The 20,976-nt window shown below is 70.8% G+C and carries 24 protein-coding genes and 1 tRNA gene; 11 read left to right on the forward strand and 14 right to left on the reverse strand.

Going from position 1 to position 20,976, the window contains the following annotated elements; translation table 11 throughout:
• Positions 1-230 precede the first annotated feature (230 nt).
• Positions 231-1,172: a helix-turn-helix transcriptional regulator gene (locus ABZ370_RS41895; RefSeq protein WP_358633129.1), complete on the forward strand. Its 942-nt coding sequence runs from the start codon at positions 231-233 to the stop codon at positions 1,170-1,172.
• A 108-nt stretch (positions 1,173-1,280) separates the two neighbouring features.
• On the forward strand, positions 1,281-2,330 hold the full coding sequence (locus ABZ370_RS41900) for an NAD(P)-dependent alcohol dehydrogenase (RefSeq protein ID WP_358633132.1): 1,050 nt from the start codon (positions 1,281-1,283) through the stop codon (positions 2,328-2,330).
• A 105-nt stretch (positions 2,331-2,435) separates the two neighbouring features.
• Here ABZ370_RS41900 and ABZ370_RS41905 read toward each other — a convergent pair whose 3' ends face one another.
• Together ABZ370_RS41905 and ABZ370_RS41910 are read right to left on the reverse strand one after the other, a co-directional pair.
• Positions 2,436-3,803, reverse strand: a complete 1,368-nt coding sequence (locus tag ABZ370_RS41905; protein WP_358633135.1) for an FAD-linked oxidase C-terminal domain-containing protein — start codon at positions 3,801-3,803, stop codon at positions 2,436-2,438.
• Between the two features lie 54 nt (positions 3,804-3,857).
• Entirely contained in the window at positions 3,858-4,889 is a 1,032-nt protein-coding gene (locus ABZ370_RS41910) for a teichoic acid biosynthesis protein C (RefSeq protein ID WP_358633138.1), read from the reverse strand.
• 296 nt (positions 4,890-5,185) lie between these two features.
• Here ABZ370_RS41910 and ABZ370_RS41915 point away from each other — a divergent pair, with 296 nt between their 5' ends.
• Positions 5,186-6,451 carry a mannosyltransferase family protein gene (locus ABZ370_RS41915; protein WP_358633140.1) on the forward strand — a complete coding sequence of 422 codons (1,266 nt, stop codon included), beginning with the start codon at positions 5,186-5,188 and terminating at the stop codon, positions 6,449-6,451.
• On the opposite strand, the gene hppD is transcribed toward ABZ370_RS41915, so the two are convergent.
• On the reverse strand, positions 6,452-7,597 hold the full coding sequence (gene hppD / locus ABZ370_RS41920) for a 4-hydroxyphenylpyruvate dioxygenase (protein ID WP_358633143.1): 1,146 nt from the start codon (positions 7,595-7,597) through the stop codon (positions 6,452-6,454).
• A 148-nt stretch (positions 7,598-7,745) separates the two neighbouring features.
• Here hppD and ABZ370_RS41925 point away from each other — a divergent pair, with 148 nt between their 5' ends.
• The 3 genes from ABZ370_RS41925 (at position 7,746) to ABZ370_RS41935 (ending at position 9,083) form a co-directional block, all read left to right on the forward strand.
• Entirely contained in the window at positions 7,746-8,213 is a 468-nt protein-coding gene (locus tag ABZ370_RS41925) for an Lrp/AsnC family transcriptional regulator (protein ID WP_358633146.1), read from the forward strand.
• A gap of 68 nt (positions 8,214-8,281) precedes the next feature.
• Positions 8,282-8,881 (forward strand): helix-turn-helix domain-containing protein, encoded by a 600-nt coding sequence (locus ABZ370_RS41930; RefSeq protein WP_358633148.1) that lies wholly within the window; start codon positions 8,282-8,284, stop codon positions 8,879-8,881.
• Between the two features lie 22 nt (positions 8,882-8,903).
• Positions 8,904-9,083, forward strand: a complete 180-nt coding sequence (locus tag ABZ370_RS41935; RefSeq protein ID WP_358633151.1) for a hypothetical protein — start codon at positions 8,904-8,906, stop codon at positions 9,081-9,083.
• An 83-nt stretch (positions 9,084-9,166) separates the two neighbouring features.
• Here ABZ370_RS41935 and ABZ370_RS41940 read toward each other — a convergent pair whose 3' ends face one another.
• Both ABZ370_RS41940 and ABZ370_RS41945 read right to left on the reverse strand, forming a co-directional pair.
• Positions 9,167-9,376: a DUF397 domain-containing protein gene (locus ABZ370_RS41940; RefSeq protein ID WP_358633154.1), complete on the reverse strand. Its 210-nt coding sequence runs from the start codon at positions 9,374-9,376 to the stop codon at positions 9,167-9,169.
• Positions 9,373-10,203, reverse strand: a complete 831-nt coding sequence (locus tag ABZ370_RS41945; protein ID WP_358633157.1) for a helix-turn-helix transcriptional regulator — start codon at positions 10,201-10,203, stop codon at positions 9,373-9,375. Before ABZ370_RS41945 ends, ABZ370_RS41940 begins: the two co-directional genes overlap by 4 nt.
• A gap of 110 nt (positions 10,204-10,313) precedes the next feature.
• On the opposite strand from ABZ370_RS41945, the gene ABZ370_RS41950 reads away from it, so the two are divergent.
• Genes ABZ370_RS41950 through ABZ370_RS41960 form a run of 3 tightly spaced genes read left to right on the forward strand, consistent with a single transcriptional unit; the run spans position 10,314 to position 12,120 of the window.
• Positions 10,314-10,550, forward strand: coding sequence for a hypothetical protein (locus ABZ370_RS41950; protein ID WP_358633160.1), 237 nt, complete (start codon positions 10,314-10,316; stop codon positions 10,548-10,550).
• On the forward strand, positions 10,547-10,951 hold the full coding sequence (locus ABZ370_RS41955) for a hypothetical protein (RefSeq protein ID WP_358633162.1): 405 nt from the start codon (positions 10,547-10,549) through the stop codon (positions 10,949-10,951). The genes ABZ370_RS41950 and ABZ370_RS41955 overlap by 4 nt, the downstream gene beginning before the upstream one ends.
• 26 nt (positions 10,952-10,977) lie before the next feature.
• Positions 10,978-12,120: a methyltransferase domain-containing protein gene (locus ABZ370_RS41960; protein ID WP_358633252.1), complete on the forward strand. Its 1,143-nt coding sequence runs from the start codon at positions 10,978-10,980 to the stop codon at positions 12,118-12,120.
• A 31-nt stretch (positions 12,121-12,151) separates the two neighbouring features.
• Here ABZ370_RS41960 and ABZ370_RS41965 read toward each other — a convergent pair whose 3' ends face one another.
• From ABZ370_RS41965 to ABZ370_RS42005, 9 genes are all read right to left on the reverse strand, one after another.
• Positions 12,152-12,952, reverse strand: coding sequence for a S16 family serine protease (locus ABZ370_RS41965; protein WP_358633165.1), 801 nt, complete (start codon positions 12,950-12,952; stop codon positions 12,152-12,154).
• 105 nt (positions 12,953-13,057) lie between these two features.
• The gene (locus ABZ370_RS41970) at positions 13,058-13,699 is read right to left on the reverse strand and encodes a helix-turn-helix domain-containing protein (protein ID WP_358633168.1); all 642 of its coding nucleotides are present in this window, start codon (positions 13,697-13,699) and stop codon (positions 13,058-13,060) included.
• A 137-nt stretch (positions 13,700-13,836) separates the two neighbouring features.
• Entirely contained in the window at positions 13,837-14,106 is a 270-nt protein-coding gene (locus tag ABZ370_RS41975; RefSeq protein WP_358633171.1) for a hypothetical protein, read from the reverse strand.
• A complete protein-coding gene (locus tag ABZ370_RS41980) occupies positions 14,085-15,881 on the reverse strand; it encodes a DEAD/DEAH box helicase (protein WP_358633174.1) in 1,797 nt (598 codons plus the stop codon). Before ABZ370_RS41980 ends, ABZ370_RS41975 begins: the two co-directional genes overlap by 22 nt.
• A gap of 114 nt (positions 15,882-15,995) precedes the next feature.
• Entirely contained in the window at positions 15,996-16,379 is a 384-nt protein-coding gene (locus ABZ370_RS41985) for a type II toxin-antitoxin system death-on-curing family toxin (RefSeq protein ID WP_358633177.1), read from the reverse strand.
• Entirely contained in the window at positions 16,380-16,577 is a 198-nt protein-coding gene (locus ABZ370_RS41990; protein ID WP_014061073.1) for a ribbon-helix-helix protein, CopG family, read from the reverse strand.
• A 72-nt stretch (positions 16,578-16,649) separates the two neighbouring features.
• Positions 16,650-17,765 carry a putative sulfate exporter family transporter gene (locus tag ABZ370_RS41995; protein ID WP_358633180.1) on the reverse strand — a complete coding sequence of 372 codons (1,116 nt, stop codon included), beginning with the start codon at positions 17,763-17,765 and terminating at the stop codon, positions 16,650-16,652.
• 34 nt (positions 17,766-17,799) lie between these two features.
• The gene (locus ABZ370_RS42000) at positions 17,800-18,360 is read right to left on the reverse strand and encodes a cysteine dioxygenase family protein (RefSeq protein ID WP_358633182.1); all 561 of its coding nucleotides are present in this window, start codon (positions 18,358-18,360) and stop codon (positions 17,800-17,802) included.
• 137 nt (positions 18,361-18,497) lie between these two features.
• Entirely contained in the window at positions 18,498-19,403 is a 906-nt protein-coding gene (locus tag ABZ370_RS42005) for a LysR family transcriptional regulator (protein WP_358633185.1), read from the reverse strand.
• Between the two features lie 159 nt (positions 19,404-19,562).
• Between ABZ370_RS42005 and ABZ370_RS42010 the strand changes: the two genes are divergently transcribed.
• Both ABZ370_RS42010 and ABZ370_RS42015 read left to right on the forward strand, forming a co-directional pair.
• Positions 19,563-20,447 carry an alpha/beta hydrolase gene (locus ABZ370_RS42010; RefSeq protein ID WP_358633188.1) on the forward strand — a complete coding sequence of 295 codons (885 nt, stop codon included), beginning with the start codon at positions 19,563-19,565 and terminating at the stop codon, positions 20,445-20,447.
• 125 nt (positions 20,448-20,572) lie between these two features.
• A tRNA-Cys gene (locus tag ABZ370_RS42015) sits at positions 20,573-20,647 on the forward strand.
• Positions 20,648-20,976 lie beyond the last annotated feature (329 nt).

Raw genomic sequence — 20,976 nt, forward strand, 5'->3', positions numbered from 1 at the left:
TGCGGTGCCTCGCGGTGGGGGCGGTAGGAAGTCTGCCGTAAAGGTGCCGCAGTGCAACCTGGAGCGCGCTGTCAAGGTGTATCAGACCTGCTCGCCGCTCGTACCCTCCCTCCCGCTGCGCCAATCGCCGGTGCGCGGGGGAGAACTCCCGCCTGGGTTCGCCCGGCCTAGGTCCAGCAGACCTACTTTGGCACCGCCCAACGGCTTTTTGGCGGCCAATACTGGAACCCATGGACCGCAACACAGAGCTCAGTGAGTTCCTGCGGAGCCGCAGGGCACGGCTGAGCCCTGAGGACGCGGGAGTAAGTGCCAGCAACCCCAGCCCGCGCCGGGTGCCGGGGCTGCGCCGTGAGGAACTGGCGCAGCTCGCCGGGGTGAGCACGGACTACTACGCCCGGCTGGAGCAGGGGCGCCACCTCAATGTGTCGGAGGCGGTCCTGGACGCCGTGGCCCGCGCGCTGCGGCTGAACGACACCGAGCGCGCGTACCTCTTCGAACTGGCCCGGCCGCGCCCGCGCCGCGCGGTGCGCCGCCGCCCGCCCCGCCCCCAGCGGGTGCGGCCGGGGGTGCACAACATGCTGGGGATGCTGGACGGGGTCTCACCGGCGTTCGTACTGGGCCGCCGGAGCGATGTCCTGGCCACCAACCGGCTGGCCCGGGCACTGATCATCGACTTCGACGCGCTTCCGTACCACGAGCGGAACATGGCCCGCTTCATGTTCCTCGACGAGGCGGCCCGTGAGCTGTGGCCGGAGTGGGAGACGGTGGCGGCGGAAACGGTGGCCACCCTCCGGATGGAGGCCGGGCGCCATCCCGACGATCCTCGGCTGACCGAGCTGGTGGGCGAGCTGACCATCAAGAGCGCGGACTTCCGCAGATGGTGGGCGGACCACAACGTGCGGGAGAAGACACACGGCTTCAAGCTCTACCGGCACCCCGTGGTGGGCGACATGACGCTCGCCTACGAGATGGTGCACTTCCCCGGCGATGCCGACCAGGCGATGTGCATCTACACGGTGGAGCCGGGGTCCCCGTCGGAGGAGGCGCTGCGGCTGCTGGCGAGCTGGACGGCGAGCCCGTCGGGCGAGCGGCCGACCACCTCGCCGCAGTCCGCCGAGCCCACCGATTCCGCCGAGTCCGCCCGTTATCCCCGTTCCCCGCGTTCTTCCTGAGCGTATCCGTCCCTCTTCCGCCCCTCTTTCGTCCCCCTACGCCCGTTCACCGCACATTCCTGCCCTTTTCCCCTTTCGTTCGACCTTCCACACAAGGAGAGCACCACCATGACGACCAGCGCCATCGCCTACGCCGCCCCCGCTCCGAAGGCTCCGCTGGAGAAGACCACCGTCGAGCGCCGCGCGCTGCGCGAGCACGACATCCTCATAGAGATCGCCTACGCCGGGATCTGCCATTCCGACATCCACCAGGCCCGGGAGGAGTGGGGCAGCGCCCACTTCCCGATGGTGCCCGGTCATGAGATCGCCGGTGTCGTCAGCGCGACGGGTCCCGGTGTGACCAGGTACTCCGTGGGCGACCGGGTCGGCGTGGGCTGCTTCGTCGACTCCTGCCGGGAGTGCGAGAACTGCCTGGCCGGTGAGGAGCAGTTCTGCCTCAAGGGCGAGGTGGCGACGTACAACGGCGAGGAGTACGACGGCGCCCCCACGCACGGCGGCTACAGCACCCACATCGTCGTCGACGAGAACTACGCGCTCCGCATCCCCGAGGGGCTTTCGCTGGACGTCGCGGCCCCGCTGCTGTGCGCGGGCATCACCCTCTACTCCCCGCTGGCCCACTGGAAGGCCGGTCCCGGCAAGAAGGTCGCGATCGTGGGCCTGGGCGGCCTCGGCCACATGGGCGTCAAGATCGCCCACGCGATGGGCGCCGAGGTGACCGTGCTGAGCCAGACGCTCCGCAAGAAGGACGACGGGCTGCGGCTGGGGGCCGACCACTTCTACGCGACCGGCGACGAGGCCACCTTCGCCGAGCTGGCCGGTTCGTTCGACTTGATCGTCAACACGACGTCGGCGAACCTTCCGCTGGACGCCTATCTGTCGCTGCTGAAGCGGGACGGCACGCTCGTGCACGTGGGCGCGCCGGAGAACCCCAGCGCCTTCAGCCAGTTCTCGCTGATCATGGGCCGCAAGACGATGGCGGGCTCGAAGATCGGCGGCATCCGGGAGACGCAGGAGATGCTGGACTTCTGCGCCGAGCACGGCCTCGGTTCGGAGATCGAGGTGATCAACGGTGACCAGATCAACGAGGCATACGACCGCGTCGTGAGCAGCGATGTGCGGTACCGCTTCGTGATCGACATCGCCTCTCTGAAGGCGTAACGGCTGAAGGCGTAACGGCCGACCGGAAGGGGGCGTGGCGCGGGCCGCGCCCCCTTCGGCAGGTCAGAAGGTTCAGAAGGTCAGAAGGCCAGAAGGTTCAGAAGGTCAGAACAGCTTGCCCGGGTTGAGCAGGCCCAGGGGGTCGAAGACCTGCTTGACGCCCCGCTGCAACTCCACCCCCACCGGTCCCAGTTCGCGCGCGAGCCACTCCCGCTTCAGCACGCCCACCCCGTGCTCCCCCGTGATCGTGCCGCCCAGCTCCAGCCCCAGCGCCATGATCTCGTCGAACGACTCACGTGCCCGCCGCGACTCGTCCGCGTCCGCCGGGTCGAAGCAGACCGTCGGATGGGTGTTGCCGTCGCCCGCGTGGGCCACGACGCCGATGGTGAGGGCGTACTTCTCGGCGATGGCCGCCGTGCCGTCGATCATCTCGGCGAGGCGGGAGCGCGGTACGCAGACGTCGTCGATCATCGTGACGCCCTTGACCGCCTCCAGCGCGGTCAGCGTCATACGGCGGGCCTGGAGCAGCAGGTCGGACTCGGCCGCGTCCTCCGCCGGGACCACCTCGGTCGCCCCGGCGGCCGTGCACAGCTCGCCCACGGCGGCCAGGTCGGACGCCGGGTCCGGGGTGTCGAAGGCGGCCATCAGCAGGGCCTCGGTGGACTCGGGGAGCCCCATGCCGCCCAGGGCGTTGACGGCGCGCACGCTCGTACGGTCCATCAGCTCCAGCAGCGAGGGCACATGGCCGCGCTCCATGATGCGGCAGATCGCGTCGCAGGCGGCCGCGGTGGAGGGGAACTCGGCGGCCAGGACGAGCTGTTCGGGCGGGGCGGGCTTGAGCGCGAGGACGGCCCGTACGACGATGCCGAGGCTCCCCTCGGAGCCGACGAGGAGGCGGGTCAGGTCGTAGCCCGCGACGCCCTTCGCGGTGCGGCGGCCGGTGGACAGCAGCCGTCCGTCGGCGAGGACGACGTCCAGGCCGAGGACGTACTCGGCGGTCACGCCGTACTTGACGCAGCACAGCCCGCCCGACGCCGTGCCGATGTTGCCGCCGATGGTGCACTGCTCCCAGCTGCTGGGGTCCGGCGGGTAGTACAGCCCCTTCTCCAGCACCGCGCGCGACAGCGTGGCGTTCACCACGCCCGGTTCGACGACCGCGATCCGGTCGACCGGGTTGATCTCCAGGATGCGGTCCATCTTGACCAGGGACAGCACGATGCAGCCGTCGGACGCGTTGGCCGCGCCCGACAGGCCGGTGCGCGCGCCCTGCGGAACGATGGGGACGCGCAGCGCCGTGGCCGTACGGCACACGTGCTGCACCTGCTCGACGGTGCGCGGGAGGACGACCACGGCGGGCACGCCCGCGTCGCAGAAGCTCGCCATGTCGTTTCCGTACGCCGCCGTGACATCGGGGTCGGTCAGCACTGCCTCCTCGGGGAGGCCTTCCCGCAGCGACTCGATGAGGTCGGTCATACCTCCAGGCTCGCACTCGGCGCGGCGCCAGGGAAGATCGGCGCGGCGAGCGGGTTACTGCGGCTTGTAGTAGACGCTCAGCTTGCGGGGGCTCTCCAGGCTGGAGGCGAAGCCCATGCACAGCCTGCGCGGGCTGGTGAGTTGGACGGCCATGCCCTCGGGCTCGCGGTAGTCGAGCGAGTACCCGGCCTCGGTGCGGGAGCGCTGGACCAGCTCGCCGGTGCGCAGATCGACGCAGGAGACATACGCGTTGCCGTGGCCGGAGGGCGGGTTGGAACCGTTCTCGGCGGAGTACGCGGTGCCGGTGAGCTGGTACACGTAGTCGCCGAGCACCGTGAAGCCCTGGAAGACCTCGCCGTCCTCGATTCCGGCCTGGGGTATGTCGTCGTACACGGCGGAGTAGTCGCCGGCCGTGACCCCGGCCAGGCTCATCAGCCGGTAGCGGGCCTCGCCGCCCTGGCGGTAGCGCAGCAGCAGCCGCTTGTTGAGCATGTCGACGGCGGGCTGGTTGCTGGTCGAACCGGCCACCGGGCGGTGGGTGGCCAGACCGGACGCGCCGCTGTCGAGGACGGCCCCGTCCTGATACGCGAAGCGGCTGATGGCGCGCCCGTAACCGGAGTCGGGGTTGGCGTCCGACTCGGTCCACAGATACGCGGTGGCACCGGCGGGCTCACAGCCGATGGAGACGCCGTGGCCGAAGCCCCTGACGTACATGTAGCCCAGCTCGCTGCCGGTGAGGGACAGCCGGGTGACGCACATGTCGCCGCGCGCGGCCCGGTCGGCGCCGGAGACGGCGGCGGATTCGCCGCTGAGCCGGATGCCGCCCTGCATCAGCTGGATCGTGTAGAGGTGGCCGTTGACGTCGTCGAATGCGAAGGACTGCAGCACGGTCGCGTTGTGCGGTGCCTTTTCGCGGATCAGCTGCGTGGAGGCCACGGAGAGGTCGAACCGGCCGCCTGCGGCCGCGGCCCCGGCTTCAGCGGCCGCCGCTTCCGCGGCCTCGGCTTCGGTGGGCCGCACCGCGAACGCCCCGAGCGCGCCCGCCGCGGCCGCGCCTCCGGCCAGCGCGAACTTGCGCCTCGTCAAGCGACCCGTAGCGTACTTTTCCGTCTGCATGCGAACTCAACAACTCCCAAGAGAACACACCGTGTTGGGGTGAACAGGAAACGCCGAGAGTGTAGACGGTGCGATTCTCCAACCGAGCTGGTGTTCCATTTTTCTGGCATGAGCGGCGCATTGTGTGCTGTATCACTCCCTTTCTTCCCAGTTGGGTAACCCGAATGTCGTACGGCGGGCGAATATGGGATCGCCGACGTGACGTACCGGTCCGCGACAGCGTCTCCCTCAAGAGGCAGCCTCACGTCTACGCGAAAGATCCCCGTATGTCAGTCGCACCGCCCGAGCCGCGCCGCTCCGCGCCCCGCCGCCCCGCGTGGTCCTCCTCCGCACCGCCGGAGCGGCCCCCGTCCCCTCGGCGGTTCACGCGGCTCGTCCGGCTGCCCGCCCGGCTGCGCGACCGGCTGGACCCGGGCGACCGCGAGGTGCTGTGGCTGTATCTGCTGACCCGAATATCCATAGGGATCACGGCCTACTGCGTCCGCTGGATGTTCCCCGGCGACGGCGGCACGCACGAGCCCACCGCCCTCCTCGAACCGTTCGCCCGATGGGACTGGGGGCATTACCTCCACATAGCGCGCGACGGCTACTTCCCCGGTGAGAGCGGCCCATGGGACAAGAAATGGGACAGCCGGGAAGCGTTCTTCCCCGGCTTCCCGCTGCTGCTGCGCGCCCTGCACACCGTCGTCCCGAGCTGGACCGCGGCCGGGCTGCTGATCTCCTTCGCCGCCGGGGCCGTCGGCGTCCTGGCGCTGGCCCGGATCGCCCGGCTGTATCTGCCCGGCACGGACGGCGACCGGCGCACCGTCCTGTTCTTCCTGCTCTCCCCGTGCGCGATCTTCCTGGCCGTCGGCTACACCGAGGCGCTCTTCCTCGCGTTCGCGCTGCCCGGCTGGCTCGCCGCCCAGCGGCACCGCTGGGCCGCCGCCGCGCTGCTGACCGCGCTGGCCACCACCGTGCGGATCAGCGGCCTGTTCGTCGCGGCCGCCATCGCCGTCCACTTCATCCTCACCGCCGCCCGCGCCCGCGGGCACTGGCGGTCGCTGCCCTGGCTGGCGCTGCCCGCGGTGCCCGCGGCCTTATTCGCCTGGTACCTGCACGCGCACACCGGCGACTGGATGGCCTGGAAGCACGCCCAGGAACGCGGCTGGTCGCGCACCTTCCGCTCGCCCTGGGAGGGCTGGTCCCACACCTGGGACGCGGCCTTCGAGAGGACGCAGTCCACCGGGTTCGCCGCGATGTTCCAGGCCGAGCTGGTGGCCATGGTCCTCGGGCTCGTCCTGCTCGGCGTGCTGCTGTGGCGGCGCCGCTGGGCCGAGGCCGTCTACATCGGTCTCACGCTGTGGGCGCTGGGCACCTCGTACTGGTTCATGTCCATCCCCCGCTCCACCCTGCTGTGGTGGCCCCTGTGGATCGGCCTGGCGGGGTGGAGCCTGCGTCGGCCGCAGGTCAGGACGGTCTACCTCTGCCTTGTGGCACCCGTGAGCACCGTCCTCACCCTCACCTTCCTGTCAGGACGGTGGGCGGGATGATCAGAGGTTGCCGCGCTTTTCCTGCTCGCGCTCGATCGCCTCGAACAGCGCCTTGAAGTTCCCCTTGCCGAACCCCATCGAGCCGTGCCGCTCGATCATCTCGAAGAAGACCGTCGGCCGGTCCTGGACCGGCTTGGTGAAGATCTGCAGCAGGTACCCGTCCTCGTCCCGGTCCGCCAGGATCTTCAGCTCGCGCAGGGTCTCGATCGGCACGCGGGTGTCGCCGGCCCACTCCCCCAGGGTCTCGTAGTACGAGTCGGGCGTGTCCAGGAACTGGACGCCCGCCGCGCGCATCGCGCGGACCGTCGCGACGATGTCGTTCGTGGCGAGGGCGATGTGCTGGACGCCGGGGCCGCCGTAGAACTCCAGATACTCGTCGATCTGCGACTTCTTCTTCCCCATCGCCGGTTCGTTCAGGGGGAACTTGACCTTCCGGGTGCCGTCCGCGACGACCTTCGACATCAGGGCGGAGTACTCGGTGGCGATGTCGTCGCCGACGAACTCCTTCATGTTGGTGAAGCCCATGACCCGGTTGTAGAAGGCCACCCACTCGTCCATGCGGCCCAGCTCGACATTGCCGACGCAGTGGTCGATCGCCTGGAACAGCCGCTTCTCGGGTCCCTGGACGATCGGGGCGGCGGCGACGTACCCCGGCAGGTACGGGCCGTCGTAGCCGGAGCGCTCGACGAAGGTGTGGCGGGTGTCGCCGTACGTACGGATCGAGGCGAGCACCACCGTCCCGTGCTCGTCCTTGACGTCGTGCGGCTCCTCGATCCCGGTGGCGCCGTGCTCGACGGCGTACGCGTACGCGGCCCGCGCGTCCGGGACCTCGACGGCGAGGTCGATCACACCGTCGCCGTGCTCGGCCACATGATCGGCGAGGAAGTGCCCCCAGGGGCCGGACGGCTTGATGACGGACGTGAACACGAAGCGGGCGCCGCCCGAGACGAGGACGTAACTGGCGGTCTCCCGGCTGCCGTTCTCCGGTCCGGAGTAGGCGACGAGCTTCATGCCGAAGGCGGTGGCGTAGAAGTGGGCGGCCTGCTTGGCGTTGCCGACGGCGAAGACGACCGCATCCATGCCCTTCACCGGGAAGGGGTCTGCCTGCCGCGCGGTGGTCGGGGTGGGGTTCAGGATCTCAGTCATACCGGCAGCGTCTCTCCGTGACTCAGGGTGCGCAACAGTTGGCGAAATCGCTGCACAGGCTGCATAGCGCTGCTGCGGTGCGGGGCAGCATTCTGTACAGAGTGACCACCCTCACAGACCACCACTCACAGACCGCCCAGGAGGCCCCATGGGAATCGACGCGCTCGACGCCCGCCTGATCGAGCTCCTCGCCCGGGAGCCCCGCATCGGCGTCCTGGAGGCCTCCCGCCGCCTCGGCGTCGCCCGCGGCACGGCCCAGGCGCGGCTGGACCGGCTGCGCACCCAGGGCGTGATCCGCGGCTTCGGCCCGGACGTGGACCCGGCGGCGCTGGGCTACCCGGTCACCGCCTTCGCGACCCTGGAGATCAAACAGGGCCAGGGCCCGGACGTACGGACCCATCTGGCCAGTGTCCCCGAGGTGCTGGAGCTGCATACCACCACCGGCGAGGGCGACATGCTCTGCCGCCTGGTCGCCCGCTCGAACGCCGACCTCCAACGGGTGATCGACCGCGTCGTCGGCATCGAGGGCATCCTGCGCGCCTCGACCGCGATCGTGATGGAAAACCCGGTCCCGCTCCGGATCATCCCCTTGGTGCGGCAGGCAGCCGAGGACTGAGGCGACCGACGCAAGGGCGTGCAAAGAACCCGTTGCAAAGGAGTCTTTGCACCCTTACGCTGCTCCCCATGACCCAGGGCGACGACAAGGCTCAGAGCGACGAAGTACGGGTACTGGACCCCCGCTCCCTGCGCGGACTCGCCCACCCGCTGCGCCTGCGGCTGCTCGGCGCGCTGCGCGAGTACGGGCCCGCCACCGCCTCCCAACTGGCCGACCGGCTGGGCGAGTCCAGCGGTTCCACCAGCTACCACCTGCGACAGCTGGCCGCCTATGGCTTCGTCGCGGACGACCCGGAGCGCGGCAAGGGGCGCGAGCGGTGGTGGAAGGCGGCGCAGCGCGCGACGAGGGTGGGCACCGACGAGTTGCTGCTCCACACCGACCCGTCCGTGCGCGGCGCGATGAACACCCTGCTGCACGAGTGGGCGACCGTTCACGGCCAGGAGCTGTCCACCTGGCTCGGCACCATGCACGAATGGCCCGCGGAGTGGCGCACGAACTCGGACATCAGCGACTTCACCCTGCGTCTGACGCCCGAGCTCGCGCGGGAAATGATCGACAAAGTGCACGAAGTGATCAACGGCTACCGCGAGCAGGAGCTGGACCGGGACACCGAGCACTCCGCCCGGTACCGCGTCCAGCTGCACGGCTTCCCGCGCGACGAAGACTGACCCGACCCCTGGGGGAGAGCGTATGTACGGCGACCACGTCCACCACTTACTGCACCACCTGCGCGCCGAGCAGCTACGGCGCGAGGCCCCGCGCGGGCCGCGGCGCATGGACCCCCTGCGGACCCGGCTCGGCTGGCGGCTCGTCGAGGTCGGGCTGCGGCTGACGACACCGCGCGCGCCCCGGCTGCCGCGCTTCGACTAGCGTCGATCCTCGACTGGCAACCGGCCTGACGCCCACGCGCGCTCGGCCGGGAACGACCCCGGCCGAGCGTGTGCTGTGTGTGCTCAGACGGTGCCGAGGTCTCCGGCCTTGACGCTCGCCACGAACGACGAGAACGCCCCGGCCGGGAAGTCCAGCACCGGTCCACTCGGGTTCTTCGAGTCACGGACGGGAACCACACCGCGCGAAGCGACGAGGTTGGCAGCGACCTCGACACACTGGCCGCCGTTGCCGCTGTATGAGGACGTGAACCAACGCGGGGATTCGGTCGTCACAGGGTGCCCTTTCGCAACTGGCTGATCATGGCCACAGATGCGGCCTGGGAGAGCGCTTCCGCCTGTAGCTGATGGTAGGCCGTCAATATGGGCACCACGAAAGTGCTTTCTCGTTCGAGATGGCCTCGGTGCGCGGACTCGGCGTACGACATGAGTGAGCGGTCCGGCATCGTGAGCAGGGTGACGGGCAGACTGAATGGCCTGCGGGCCCCCATGGAGAACGGCGCGACCTGCAGCACAGTGTTCGGCAGCTCGGCGAACTCAAGCAAGCGCGCGAACTGAGCATCCATGACGGCAGTGGACCCCATCGGTCGGCGAATGCTCCCCTCGTCAAGTACCGCGAGGACCAGGGGGGACGGTGACCGCACAAGGGCAGCTTGCCGCTTCACCACCAGATCAACCCGTTCACTGGCTTGCTCAGGAGTGATCGCTTCCCGCCGCACTGCGTCCGCTTCCAGCGTCGCGGCATACTCCGGCGTCTGGAGCAGGCCGGGGATAACGCCTACTTCGTACAGCCGGATCTCTACGGCTCGCGCTTCATGGGCGACGTACTCCGGGAACCCTTCGATGAGCGCCGTGTGCCGCAGGGCCCGACTCTGGCGTTCGAGCCTGTCGCCGGTGCCGAACACCCGGTCAGCGTTTGCCGCGAAACGGCGAGTTGGGGGGCGGCGACCAGTTTCGACAGCGGAAATGTGCGTCCCCGAGCACCCCAAGCGTTCCGCCAGCTCGTCCTGCGTCCAGCCGCGCTCATCCCTCAGCCTGCGTAAACGTTGCCCGAACGCGGCAGCGAGTGATTTCTCGGGGTCCAGTTCCTTACGGTTCACCATCGCGACACCCAACTATCCAGCCAACCCGCGCAAGTTGAAGACACCCCAACTCTAGGCCACGCTGACTCCCCCTGGTAGCGAAATCGCTACAGAGAGGAGTGGACGTGGTCGTGAAACGGCAGGAACCCCCATCCGTCCCCGCCCTCGGCACGCTCTTGGTGGACGTCTTACAGGACCGGGTCGGTGAGTTCCGGGGCGAGTGGTTCGGGCTGTGGTACCTGCGGCCCGTGACGGGCGGGACGGAGTGGACCGTCGTCCCCGGGGACACCCGGCCCGCCAACCCCGAACAGCGCCTGCGCGCCGAGAACGCCCGCCGGAACGCGCGGAGCCGGGGTGAGCTGTTGTGACGGCGGGGCCCGGGGACTACTGGTGCCAGGCGCTCGCCGTGGGGCTGGTGTACGGCACCGATCGCGAGGTGCCGTACGTCCTCGGGACCTGCCGGACCGAATCTTCCGACTTCGCCCTGCGGTGGCTCCGCGTCGCGGCGCTGCACATCGCGGAGCGGCTCGATCCCGATCCGGCGCGCTCCACGTGGGTGCGCGGGACGATGCGGCTCGTGTCCGTCCCCGTCCCCGACGGTCCCGCCGAACTCCGCGTGTGGGCCGAGGAAATCAAGGAGCCCGGCGCACAGCGCGCCGCGCGGGCGCGGATCGAGGGCGGTGAGCCGCTGTCGGTCGTCGTCCCCGACATCGGCTGCCGGTACACGCTCTCCGTGTGGCCGCTCCGGGCGCCCGTATCCCCCAACTAAACGGCATGGCAGAAAGGCCGAACACCATGGACTGGGTGCGATTCGCGGAACGGCTCGCCGACGAGGTGACCGACCCGGACTCCCGATGGCTCGCCCCCGTGGCGCGGGTGCCCCGGCACGAACTGGTTCCCCGGTGGTGGGACCGCGACGAGGCGGGGCGGTGGGTGCTCCGCGACGGCCCGGACAACCCGGAGGTGTGGGCGGACGTCGCATACGCCGACCGTTCCCTGGTCACGAGAGTCGGCGCGCTCCACGCGGACCACGCCGAACCCGGGGAGCGGCCCGAAGGGCAGCCGACGTCGTCCGCCAGCGCGCCCGGCCTCGCCGTACGGATGCTGCGGCACGGTCGGCTCGGCGACGGGCTGTCCCTGCTGGACCTGGGCACCGGGGCGGGCGGGCTCACCGCGTACGCCTGTCTGCGGCTCGGGGACCGGCGGGTGACGAGCCTGGACGTGGACCCGTACGTCGTCAGCGCGGCGGCGGAACGGCTCGCGGCCATGGGCCACCACCCGACGATGCTCGTGGCGGACGCCACGCAGAGCGTGCCCGGCTCGTACGACCGCATCGTGTCCACGGTCGCGCTCACCCCCGGTCCGGGGCTGCGGGCGGTGGTCGGCGCGCTCGCACCCGGCGGGCGGATCGCGACGACCCTCGCCCGTACGTCCCTGATCGTCACCGGGTGGAAGCACCGCAACGGGGACGTGGTGGGGCACGTGCAGCGGGACATGGCGGGCTTCATGCCCACCCGGTCCGGCACCGGCTGCCCGCCCGCCCTCGCCGAGCTGTTCGCCCTCGCCCGCGAGACGGACGGCGAGGCGGTCGGCACCGGGCGCTATCCGGTGGTGGACGTGGCGAACGCCTGGGAGGTGCGGTCAGCGCTGGAGGTGACCACGCCGGGCGTCGAACCCGGCTACGGGACCGACGGGCGGACGAGAACGGCGTACCTGGTGCACCCCGACGGGTCCTGGGCCCGAGCCTCCGCCGAGGGCACCGGCCGCCCGACCGTCCACCAGAGCGGCCCGCAGCACCTCTGGGACGCCCTGGAGCGCGTCCGGGACCGGCTCAACGCCGACGGCGGGCTGCCGCTGCTCGGCGCGGGTGTCCGGATCACTCCGGACGGGGTGTGCCATCTGTTCCGCGGGCAGTGGCGCGCGTCAATGGGCGCGTGATGGATTCCCGAAGCGGCACCGTTCACGGGCTTCAGCAGTGCGGGACCGGGGCGCCCGACCGGATGTTGTTCAGGGCCTTCACGGCGCCGTCCAGGGTGGTGACGGGGATCAGCTGGAGCCCCTTGGGCAGCTCGACCTCGGCGTCCTTGCACTCGGCCTTGGGGACCAGGAAGACCGTCGCGCCGTCGCGCTTGGCGGCCTGGGTCTTGAGGGGGACGCCGCCCACCGCGCCGACGGTGCCGCGCGCGTCGATCGTGCCGGTGCCCGCGATGGTGCGGCCGCCGGTGAGGTCGCCGCCGCGGCCGTCGCCGTCCAGCTTGTCGACGATGCCGAGGGAGAACAGCAGTCCGGCGCTGGGGCCGCCCACGTCCGCGAGGCGCAGCTTGACCTTGACGTCGCCGGGCGACTTGTGGAGGTAGCCGAGGGCGGCGCTGGTGGCCGTGTTCTGGGACTCCCGCATCTCGTCGGCGTTGTGCCGCTCGATGTCCTTGGTCGTGTCGCCCACGTACACCGCCTCGCGCGGCAGCACGGCGCGGTGGGTGCTGAACCAGCCGCTGATCACGTCCCCCAGCCGGACGGTGGCCTCCGGGCCGGTCGCCGCGATCGTCGTCATCCGCAGCTGGCCCTTGGTCTTACGGGTATCGCTCCCCGAGATGGTGATCACCTGCTTGCCGTCGTTCGCGCCGAGGACGTTCACGGTGGTGCCCGGCTGGGCCACGGTGAACGGCAGGGGGGCGAGCGCGGCGACCGCGAGCAGGGCGATGACGAGCGCGGTACATACGGCGAGGATTCGGGCGCGGGGGGAGACGGCGCGGAGGGAGACGGCAGGCATGGGAACGAATTTAGTTGACCGGCGGGACGGATGACGCGCCGCCCTGGTCAGCGGCCGTCAGCGCGGTGCGTCCGTCGCCCCGGGGCCTACGTCTCAGGGCCTCCGTCACCGCAGCGCGTCCGCGACCTCCCGTGCCGCGTCCACCACCCGTGGGCCGACCCGCTCCGGGACCGCGTCGACCAGCATGACCACGCCCACGCTGCCCTCTATCCCGGTCACCCCGACCAGCGCGGCGGCCGCGCCGCTCGCGCCCGCCTCCAGCTCACCGTGGGTGAGCGCGTACCCGGGGTCGTCGGGGCGGCCCGCGCGGGCGGCGAGGATCGCGCGCCCGGCGGCGCCCCGGTCCAGCGGGTGGCGGAAGCCGGGCCGGTAGGCGACGTGGTAGTCGGTCCAGGTCGGCTCGACAACCGCGACGGCGAGCGCCTCGGTGCCGTCGACCAGGGTGAGGTGGGCGGTGGCGCCGATGTCCTCGGCGAGGGAGCGCAGCGCGGGCAGCGCCGCCTCCCGCACCAGCGGATGCACCTGGCGGCCGAGCTGCAGCACCCCGAGACCGACCCGCGCCCGGCCGCCGATGTCCCGGCGGACCAGGGAGTGCTGTTCGAGGGTGGCCAACAGCCGGTAGACCACGGTGCGGTTGACGCCGAGCTTGGTGGACAGCTCGGTCACGGTCAGCCCGTGGTCGGTCTCGGCGAGCAGTTTCAGGACGCGCAGTCCCCGGTCCAGCGTCTGGGAGGTCTCCGCGGTCACGACGCCCCCTCCTCGGTGATGAGTGGCGGCTCCCCGCGAAGGTGCTCCGCCGGTCGCGGTGGTTACGCACCGGCTGCACTCCGAGGCGACGCTGCCACGGGGCGTGTGCGTGCACGAACGGTAGCGAGCGGGTTCGCTCAGCGGAAGCCTTTGTCCAGAATCCGAGCAGATCCCTTGCACACCGCACACACAGCGGCATGCGCTGCCGCGATGTGCGCCCGCACACCGCCACCGTCGCGTGTCGGCACACCACTCTGGGTCAGCACACCACCGTGGGTCAGCACACCGTCGTGTGTCAGCACATCACCGTGGGTCAGCACACCACCGTGGGTCAGTGCACCACCGTGGGTCAGCACACCGCAGTGGGTCAGCACACCACCGTGGGTCAGCGCATCCGCGTGGCCCACTCCTGCACCTTCTTGATCCGCTCGCGGAGCTGCCCCGCCGTCGCCTCCGCGCTCGGCGGCCCGCCGCAGACCCGGCGCAGCTCGGTGTGGATCACGCCGTGCGGTTTGCCGGTCTGGTGGACGTACGCCCCCACCAGCGTGTTCAGCTGCTTCCGCAGCTCCAGCAGCTCCTTGTGGGTGACCACAGGGCGCCGCTCGGCGGGCACCTCCAGCAGATCCGCCTCCGAGTCCGGCTTCTTGCGGCTGTGCGCGATCTGCTTGGCCTGCCGCTTCTGGAGCAGCATCTGCACCTGGTCGGGTTCGAGGAGCCCGGGGATGCCGAGGTAGTCCTGCTCCTCCTCGCTGCCCGGGTGCGCCTGCATGCCGAACTCGGCGCCGTCGTAGAGCACCCGGTCGAAGACCGCGTCCGACTCCAGCGCCTCGAAGGGCAGCGATTCCTGGTCGCCGGTGTCCTCGTCCTGCTGCTTCTCGGCCTCTTCGAGGAGCTTGTCCTCCTCCGCGTACGGGTCCTCCTCCTCGCCGTCCTTCTTCGGCTTGTCGAGGACGTGGTCGCGCTCGACCTCCATCTCGTTGGCGAAGCCGAGCAGGTTCGGGATGGTGGGCAGGAAGACGGACGCGGTCTCGCCGCGCCGCCGCGACCGTACGAAACGGCCGACGGCCTGGGCGAAGAACAGCGGTGTGGAGATCGTCGTCGCGTACACCCCGACCGCGAGGCGCGGCACGTCGACGCCCTCCGACACCATGCGGACCGCGACCATCCAGCGGTCGTCGGAGTGGGTGAAGTCCTCGATGCGCTGCGAGGCCGCGTCCTCGTCGGACAGCACCAGGGTGGGCTTCTCGCCGGTGATCTCGCGGATCAGCTTGGCGTAGGCGCGCGCCGAGTCCTGGTCGGAGGCGATGACGAGGGCGCCCGCGTCCGGGATGGACTTGCGGACCTCGGACAGCCGGTTGTCGGCGGCGCGCAGCACGTTGGGCATCCAGTCGCCGCGCGGGTCGAGCGCGGTGCGCCACGCCTGGGAGACCGCGTCCTTGGTCATCGGCTCGCCGAGCCGCGCCTCGATCTCGTCGCCCGCCTTGGTGCGCCAGCGCATGTTGCCGCTGTAGGAGAGGAAGATGACCGGCCGCACGACGCCGTCGTTCAGGGCGTTGCCGTAGCCGTAGGTGTAGTCGGCGGAGGAGCGGCGGATGCCGTCGTTGCCCTCTTCGTAGGCGACGAAGGGGATGGGGTTGGTGTCCGACCGGAACGGGGTGCCGGTGAGCGCGAGCCGGCGGGTCGCGGGCTCGAACGCCTCCAGGCAGGCCTCGCCCCAGGAGCGGGAGTCACCGGCGTGGTGGATCTCGTCGAGGATGACGAGCGTCTTGCGCTGCTCGATCCGGTTCCGGTGCAGCATGGGCCGTACGCCGACGCCCGCGTAGGTGATGGCGATGCCGTGGTACTCCCGGCTCAGCGGACCCGCGCTGTACTCCGGGTCCAGCTTGATGCCGATGCGGGCCGCGGCCTCGGCCCACTGCTTCTTGAGGTGTTCGGTGGGGGCGACCACGGTGATCTGCTGGATGACGTGGTGATGCATCAGCCAGGAGGCGAGCGTCAGCGCGAACGTCGTCTTACCGGCGCCGGGGGTCGCGACCGCGAGGAAGTCCCGCGGCTGCTCCTCGATGTACCTGTCCAAGGCGCCCTGCTGCCAGGCGCGCAGCTTGCTCGCGGTACCCCAGGGGGCCCGGCCGGGGAAGGCGGGCGAGAGGTGATGGCTGGTGGAGGCGGCAGTATTACTCACGGTCTCCGTCGCGGGCTGACTCGGCGGGGTCGATCGGGAACCGCGTCAGCCTACCGGTGCCGTGCTTCATGCTTCGGGGGTACGCCCCGATCCCACCCGCGGGTGGGATCAGACTCACATCGACTCGTGCAGCGCTTTCAGCTGTGCGGTGATGTCAGCGACGTCGTCGAGCGTGCCCGAGGCCACGCCGACCACCAGCTTGTACGCCTCGTCCTGGTCGACGTCGACCATCTCGACCCCGTTGATGTCGAGGAAGACGGCCGTGCACATCCACGCCATCCGCTTGTTGCCGTCCACCAGCGGGTGGTTGACGGCGAGCGACTGGAGCAGCGCGGCCGCCTTCTCGAACAGCTCGGTGTACGCCTCTATGCCGAACATCTGCGACTGAGGACGGTGCACCGCGGAACTCAGCAGCCCGAGGTCGCGCACCGCGATCCGCTGCCCCCCACAGGCGAGCTCCGCCAGGTCCAGCACTTCTTGGACCGTCAGGTACTTCACTTACTCCCCCAGCCTCCGCAGCAGGTCCGCGTGGCGTGCCGCGTACTTTGCCCCCAGTCGTTGGACGGACTCCCGGTCCGCCTCCTGCTCCAGATACCGGTCGATCGCCTGGAGCACTATGGCGTGCATGCTGCGGCCCTCCTCTTCGGCCCGCTGCTTGAGCGCCTCTTGCTGGTCGTCGCGCAGTCGGAGATTCATTGCCATACCACGACGGTACCACTTATGGGGCCAGAGTGGTACCAGAATGTCGGGGGCGCGGTCCCCGGGGCGTCACGTGGTGAGCAGGACGCCCGCGTACGAGACGGTCGCGATCACTGCCCAGGCGCACAGGCCCAGGGCCGCGACCCGGGGGCCGGTGCGGGTGAGAGAGGGGAGGTGGACCGCGCTGCCGAGGCCGAAGAGGGCGGCGGCGAGCAGGAGTTCCTGGCCGGTGGCGGCAGCGTCGAGCGCGGCGGCGGACGGCAGGCCGGTGCTGCGCAGTACGACCATGGCGAGGAACCCGGCCACGAAGAGCGGCACCAGCGGGGGCCGCCGGGCCCCGGCGGTGGGCCGCGTTTCCGCCCGGGCCCGCGCCCGTGCCCGTGCCCGTGCCCGGAACGACACGGCGAGCGCGGCGACCAGCGGGGCCAGCAGCGCCACCCGCATCAGCTTCACCAGCACCGCTTCCTTCAGCGCCGCGGGCCCGGCAGTCTGCGCGGCGGCCACGACCTGGCCCACGTCGTGCACGCTCGCGCCCACCCAGCGGCCGAACTGGGCGTCGGCGAGGCCCAGGGGCTGCTGGAGCAGGGGCAGTACGGCGATGGCGAGCGTGCCGCACAGCGTCACGAGCGCGACCGAGGTGGCCACGTCCTGTTCGTCGCTCTCGGACACCTCGCCGACCGCGCCGATCGCGGACGCGCCGCAGATCGAATAGCCGGTGGCGATCAGCAGCGGCTGGTCGCCGCGCAGCCCCATCCGGCGCCCGAGCCACCAGGTGCCGGAGAAGGTGGCGGCGACCACGCAGAACACCATCGCGACGGTGGCCCAGCCGAGGCCGAGGACATCGTTCAGGCTGAGCTTCAGGCCGAGCAGCACGATGCCGAGCCGCATCAGCCGCTTTCCGGCGAGCGAGAGCCCGGCCCGGCAGCGGCCCCGTACGAGCCCCCGGGCGCCGGGCAGATGCGCGGCGCCGATGCCGAGCACGACGGCGGCGGTGAGCAGGGGGACGGCGGGGACGGCCCGGTGGACCGACCACGCGGCCACGACCCCGCAGGCGGCCAGCCCGAGCCCGTAGGCGGGGGCGGGTATCCGGGGCCGATGAGCCGCGATCGTCCCGGCAGGCGTTCCGACGGGCGTCCCAGCGGGCTTCCCGGCAGACGTCCCGGCGGGTGCTCCGGTCACCGCCATGACGTCACCCGCCCGACGTAACACCGCGGCCCGGTCACAGGTCGTCCACCACGGGGGCCTCGTACACCCGCCGTACGCTGCTGCCCAGCCGCACGATGTCCGCGCCGTAGACGTGGAGCGAGATCGCCTTCGTGCCGCAGGCGTTCCACACCCTGTGGATATCTCCGGGCGGGGCGAAGCCGCAGACCGCCCCCCGCGGGTTGATCACGTCCTCCACGGCGACCAGCCGGGAGGCCGGGCCGTCGGGGACGAGGCGGTAGCGCCGTTCGTGCTCCTCGCCCTCGTGGACGCCGGTGACGCACCAGGACACATGGTCGTGCACGGCGGTGCGCTGGCCGGGCAGCCATACGAGGGCGACGACGGAGAAGCTGCCGTCGGGTTCGGCGTGCAGGACGTGCTGGCGGTAGCCGTCGGGATCGCCCTCGCGCTCCGCGGGGGCGAGCAGATCGGGCACGCCGAGGTAGGGGGCGAGGCGTTCGCCCACCAGGTAGGCGGTCACATCGGGCGGCAGGCCGCGTCCGACGGCCTCGCGGACGCCGTCGACGAAGGCGCCGAGGGGGGCCGTGACACGAGAGGACGGATACGCGGTGGTCATATCGGCAGCGTGCGGACGCGGCGTCCATCACGTCCAACGACAGTTTGTTGGACGGGGGTCAACTTCCGCTTATATAAGGCCCGTTGTGCGGGCCCTGTGCGGGTCCTTGTACGGCGGGCCCCTACGCGAAGGGCGCGTCAGCAGCCGACTCTGTTCCCGGCCACGGCCTTCAGCTCCTCCAGCACCCGCGCCGTCGCCGGGATCTCCAGATGCTCCCGCAGCACGTACGCCGAGACATGCCGCCGCGACGCCGGGTCGAGGGCGCGCCCGGTGACCTTCTGGTGGCACAGGAAGGACAGCACCAGACCCGGCATCATCGCCACGCCGAGCCCGGCCGCGACCATGCTCTGCACCACCAGGTTGTCGTCGGTGGTGAAGGCGATGTCGGGCGCGAAGCCCTGCTCGGCGCATTCGTGCAGGAAGTTGGCGCGGCAGCGCAGGCATCCGGCGATCCACCGCTCCCCGCTCAGCTCGGCGAGCTTGACGGCGCGCCGCCGGGCCAGCGGGTGCCCGGTCGGCAGGAGGACGGTCAGCTGGTCCTCCATCAGCGGGATCTCGACGAGGTCGGGGGGCGTCTCCTCGCGCAGCCCGGGATAGGTGAAGGCGAGGGTGATGTCGCATTCGCCGCGGACGACGCGGCCCAGCGAGTCCGGCGGCTCGCCCTCCAGCAGATCGACCCGCACCCCGGGGTGGGCGGCGGCGAGGCGGGCCATGGCCTCGGGGATGAGGGTGGCGTTGGCGCTGGGGAAGGCGCACACCCGTACCCGCCCGGTGCGCAGCCGGGTGATGGCGTTCATCTGCGCCTGCGCGGCGGAGATGGACGAGAGGATGGTCTCGGCGTGCCGGGCGAGCGTCTCCCCCGCCTCGGTGAGCCGCATACCCCGGCCGACGCGGATGAACAGCGGGCTGCCGACGGTCCGTTCGAGCGCCTTCATCTGCTGCGTTATGGCGGGCTGCGTATAGCCGAGCACCCGGGCGGCGGCCGAGTAGGACCCGGCCCGGACCACCTCGTGGAACGTCCTGATGTGCCGCGAATCGAACACACGGGCATCATAGAGGGAAACCATAAGCGCGATTTGGGGGAACGGAACTTCACCCCTCCCGGCGCTTTTGAGTCACCTGCCCCACCCGCCCCACACCCGCCCCACGCCGATTGGCGAAGTCACACCGCCGATGCCCTTCTGATCAGGCAGGCTGGCCCTATGCCGCACTACACGTCGTACGACCAATCGGAGCTGGCCTACCGCGTCCTGGAGGCCCGCGACGGGTCCGCGCGGCCGCCGCTCGTCTGCCTGGCGGGCGGGCCGGGGCGGAACGCCGCCTACCTGGGCGACCTCGGCGGTCTCAACGCCCACCGCACCCTGGTCATCCCCGACAGCCGCGGCACCGGGGACTCGCCGCCCGCCGCCGATCCGAGCGGCTACGCGTTCCCGGGGCTGGCCGAGGACCTGGAGGCGCTCCGCCGCCACCTCGGGCTCACCCGCTTCGCGCTGCTCGCCCATGACGCGGCGGCGGCCACGGCGCAGGCGTACGCGGCGGCCCACCCGGAGCACCTCACCCATCTGATCCTGGTCTGCCCGGGCGCGCGGATGCAGGGCGAACTGCCCGAGGACGCCCGGGAGATCTTCGAGTCGCGCGCCGACGAGGCGTGGTGGCAGGACGCGTACGTGGCGATCCAGATGCTCCCCGACACCACCGACCTCGCCGAGGTGCGCGAGCTGCTGCTGCGGGCCGCCCCGATGGCCTACGGCCGCTGGGACGAGCCTCAGCAGGCACACGCGGCGAGCGAGGGCGAGCAGCTGGGCCCGGTGCCGCGCGCGGGCTTCTGGCAGGGCGTGGACGAGGCGGGCCGCCGCGCGGTGCTGGCGCGGCTGCGCGAGGTGGCGTGCCCGGTGCTGGCGATCACCGGGGACCGGGACGCGGTGACCGGCGTACGGGCCGGGGAGCTGGTCGCGGAGTCGTTCCCGGCCGGGCGCGCCCGGCCGCTGCACGGCGTGGGGCACTACCCGTGGGTGGACGAGCCGGAGCTGTTCCGCCCGGTGGTGGAGGACTTCCTGGAGCACCCGCACGCCCCGGGCCGCCCCTGAGGACCCTCTGTCGGCCGTCGTGAACGCCCGTTGTGAACGGCGTATGTCAGTCGTATGGCAGCGGCCGCCGAACCGTTGATCCCCCCTGAGCCGCTCCGTATGGTCATAAGCACAAGCACGACATTGGCCGTGTGCCCGAGTGGTTCAGGGGCTCGCCTGCAAAGCGAGTTACGTGGGTTCGAATCCCGCCACGGCCTCCACAGCGCCCCCGCGCTCCCCCACTCCCGCAACACTCTCCCGGGCCGCTCTTCCGGGTCACTCGGCCGGGCCACTCGTCCCGCCGCCCGGCCGCTCTCCTGGTGAACTACCAGAAACCCTCTGGACACACAGGCCTTACGAGGCGCATGATCAGAATCGCGAACGCCGTTCACGCAACTGGTCACCTGACCTTTTTCACATTCTCCCCACTGAATGGTCTCCGACCCCCCGCAGTGAGTGCGTTTACGCCGCATAGGCTCACAGTGGTGCCTGCAGTCCGCGAGGAAGAACCCGCCGTGACTGAACAGGCACCCTTTGTTTCGACCTGTGA

It is taken from the genome of Streptomyces sp. NPDC005962, from assembly GCF_040629205.1.
Taxonomy (GTDB): domain Bacteria; phylum Actinomycetota; class Actinomycetes; order Streptomycetales; family Streptomycetaceae; genus Streptomyces.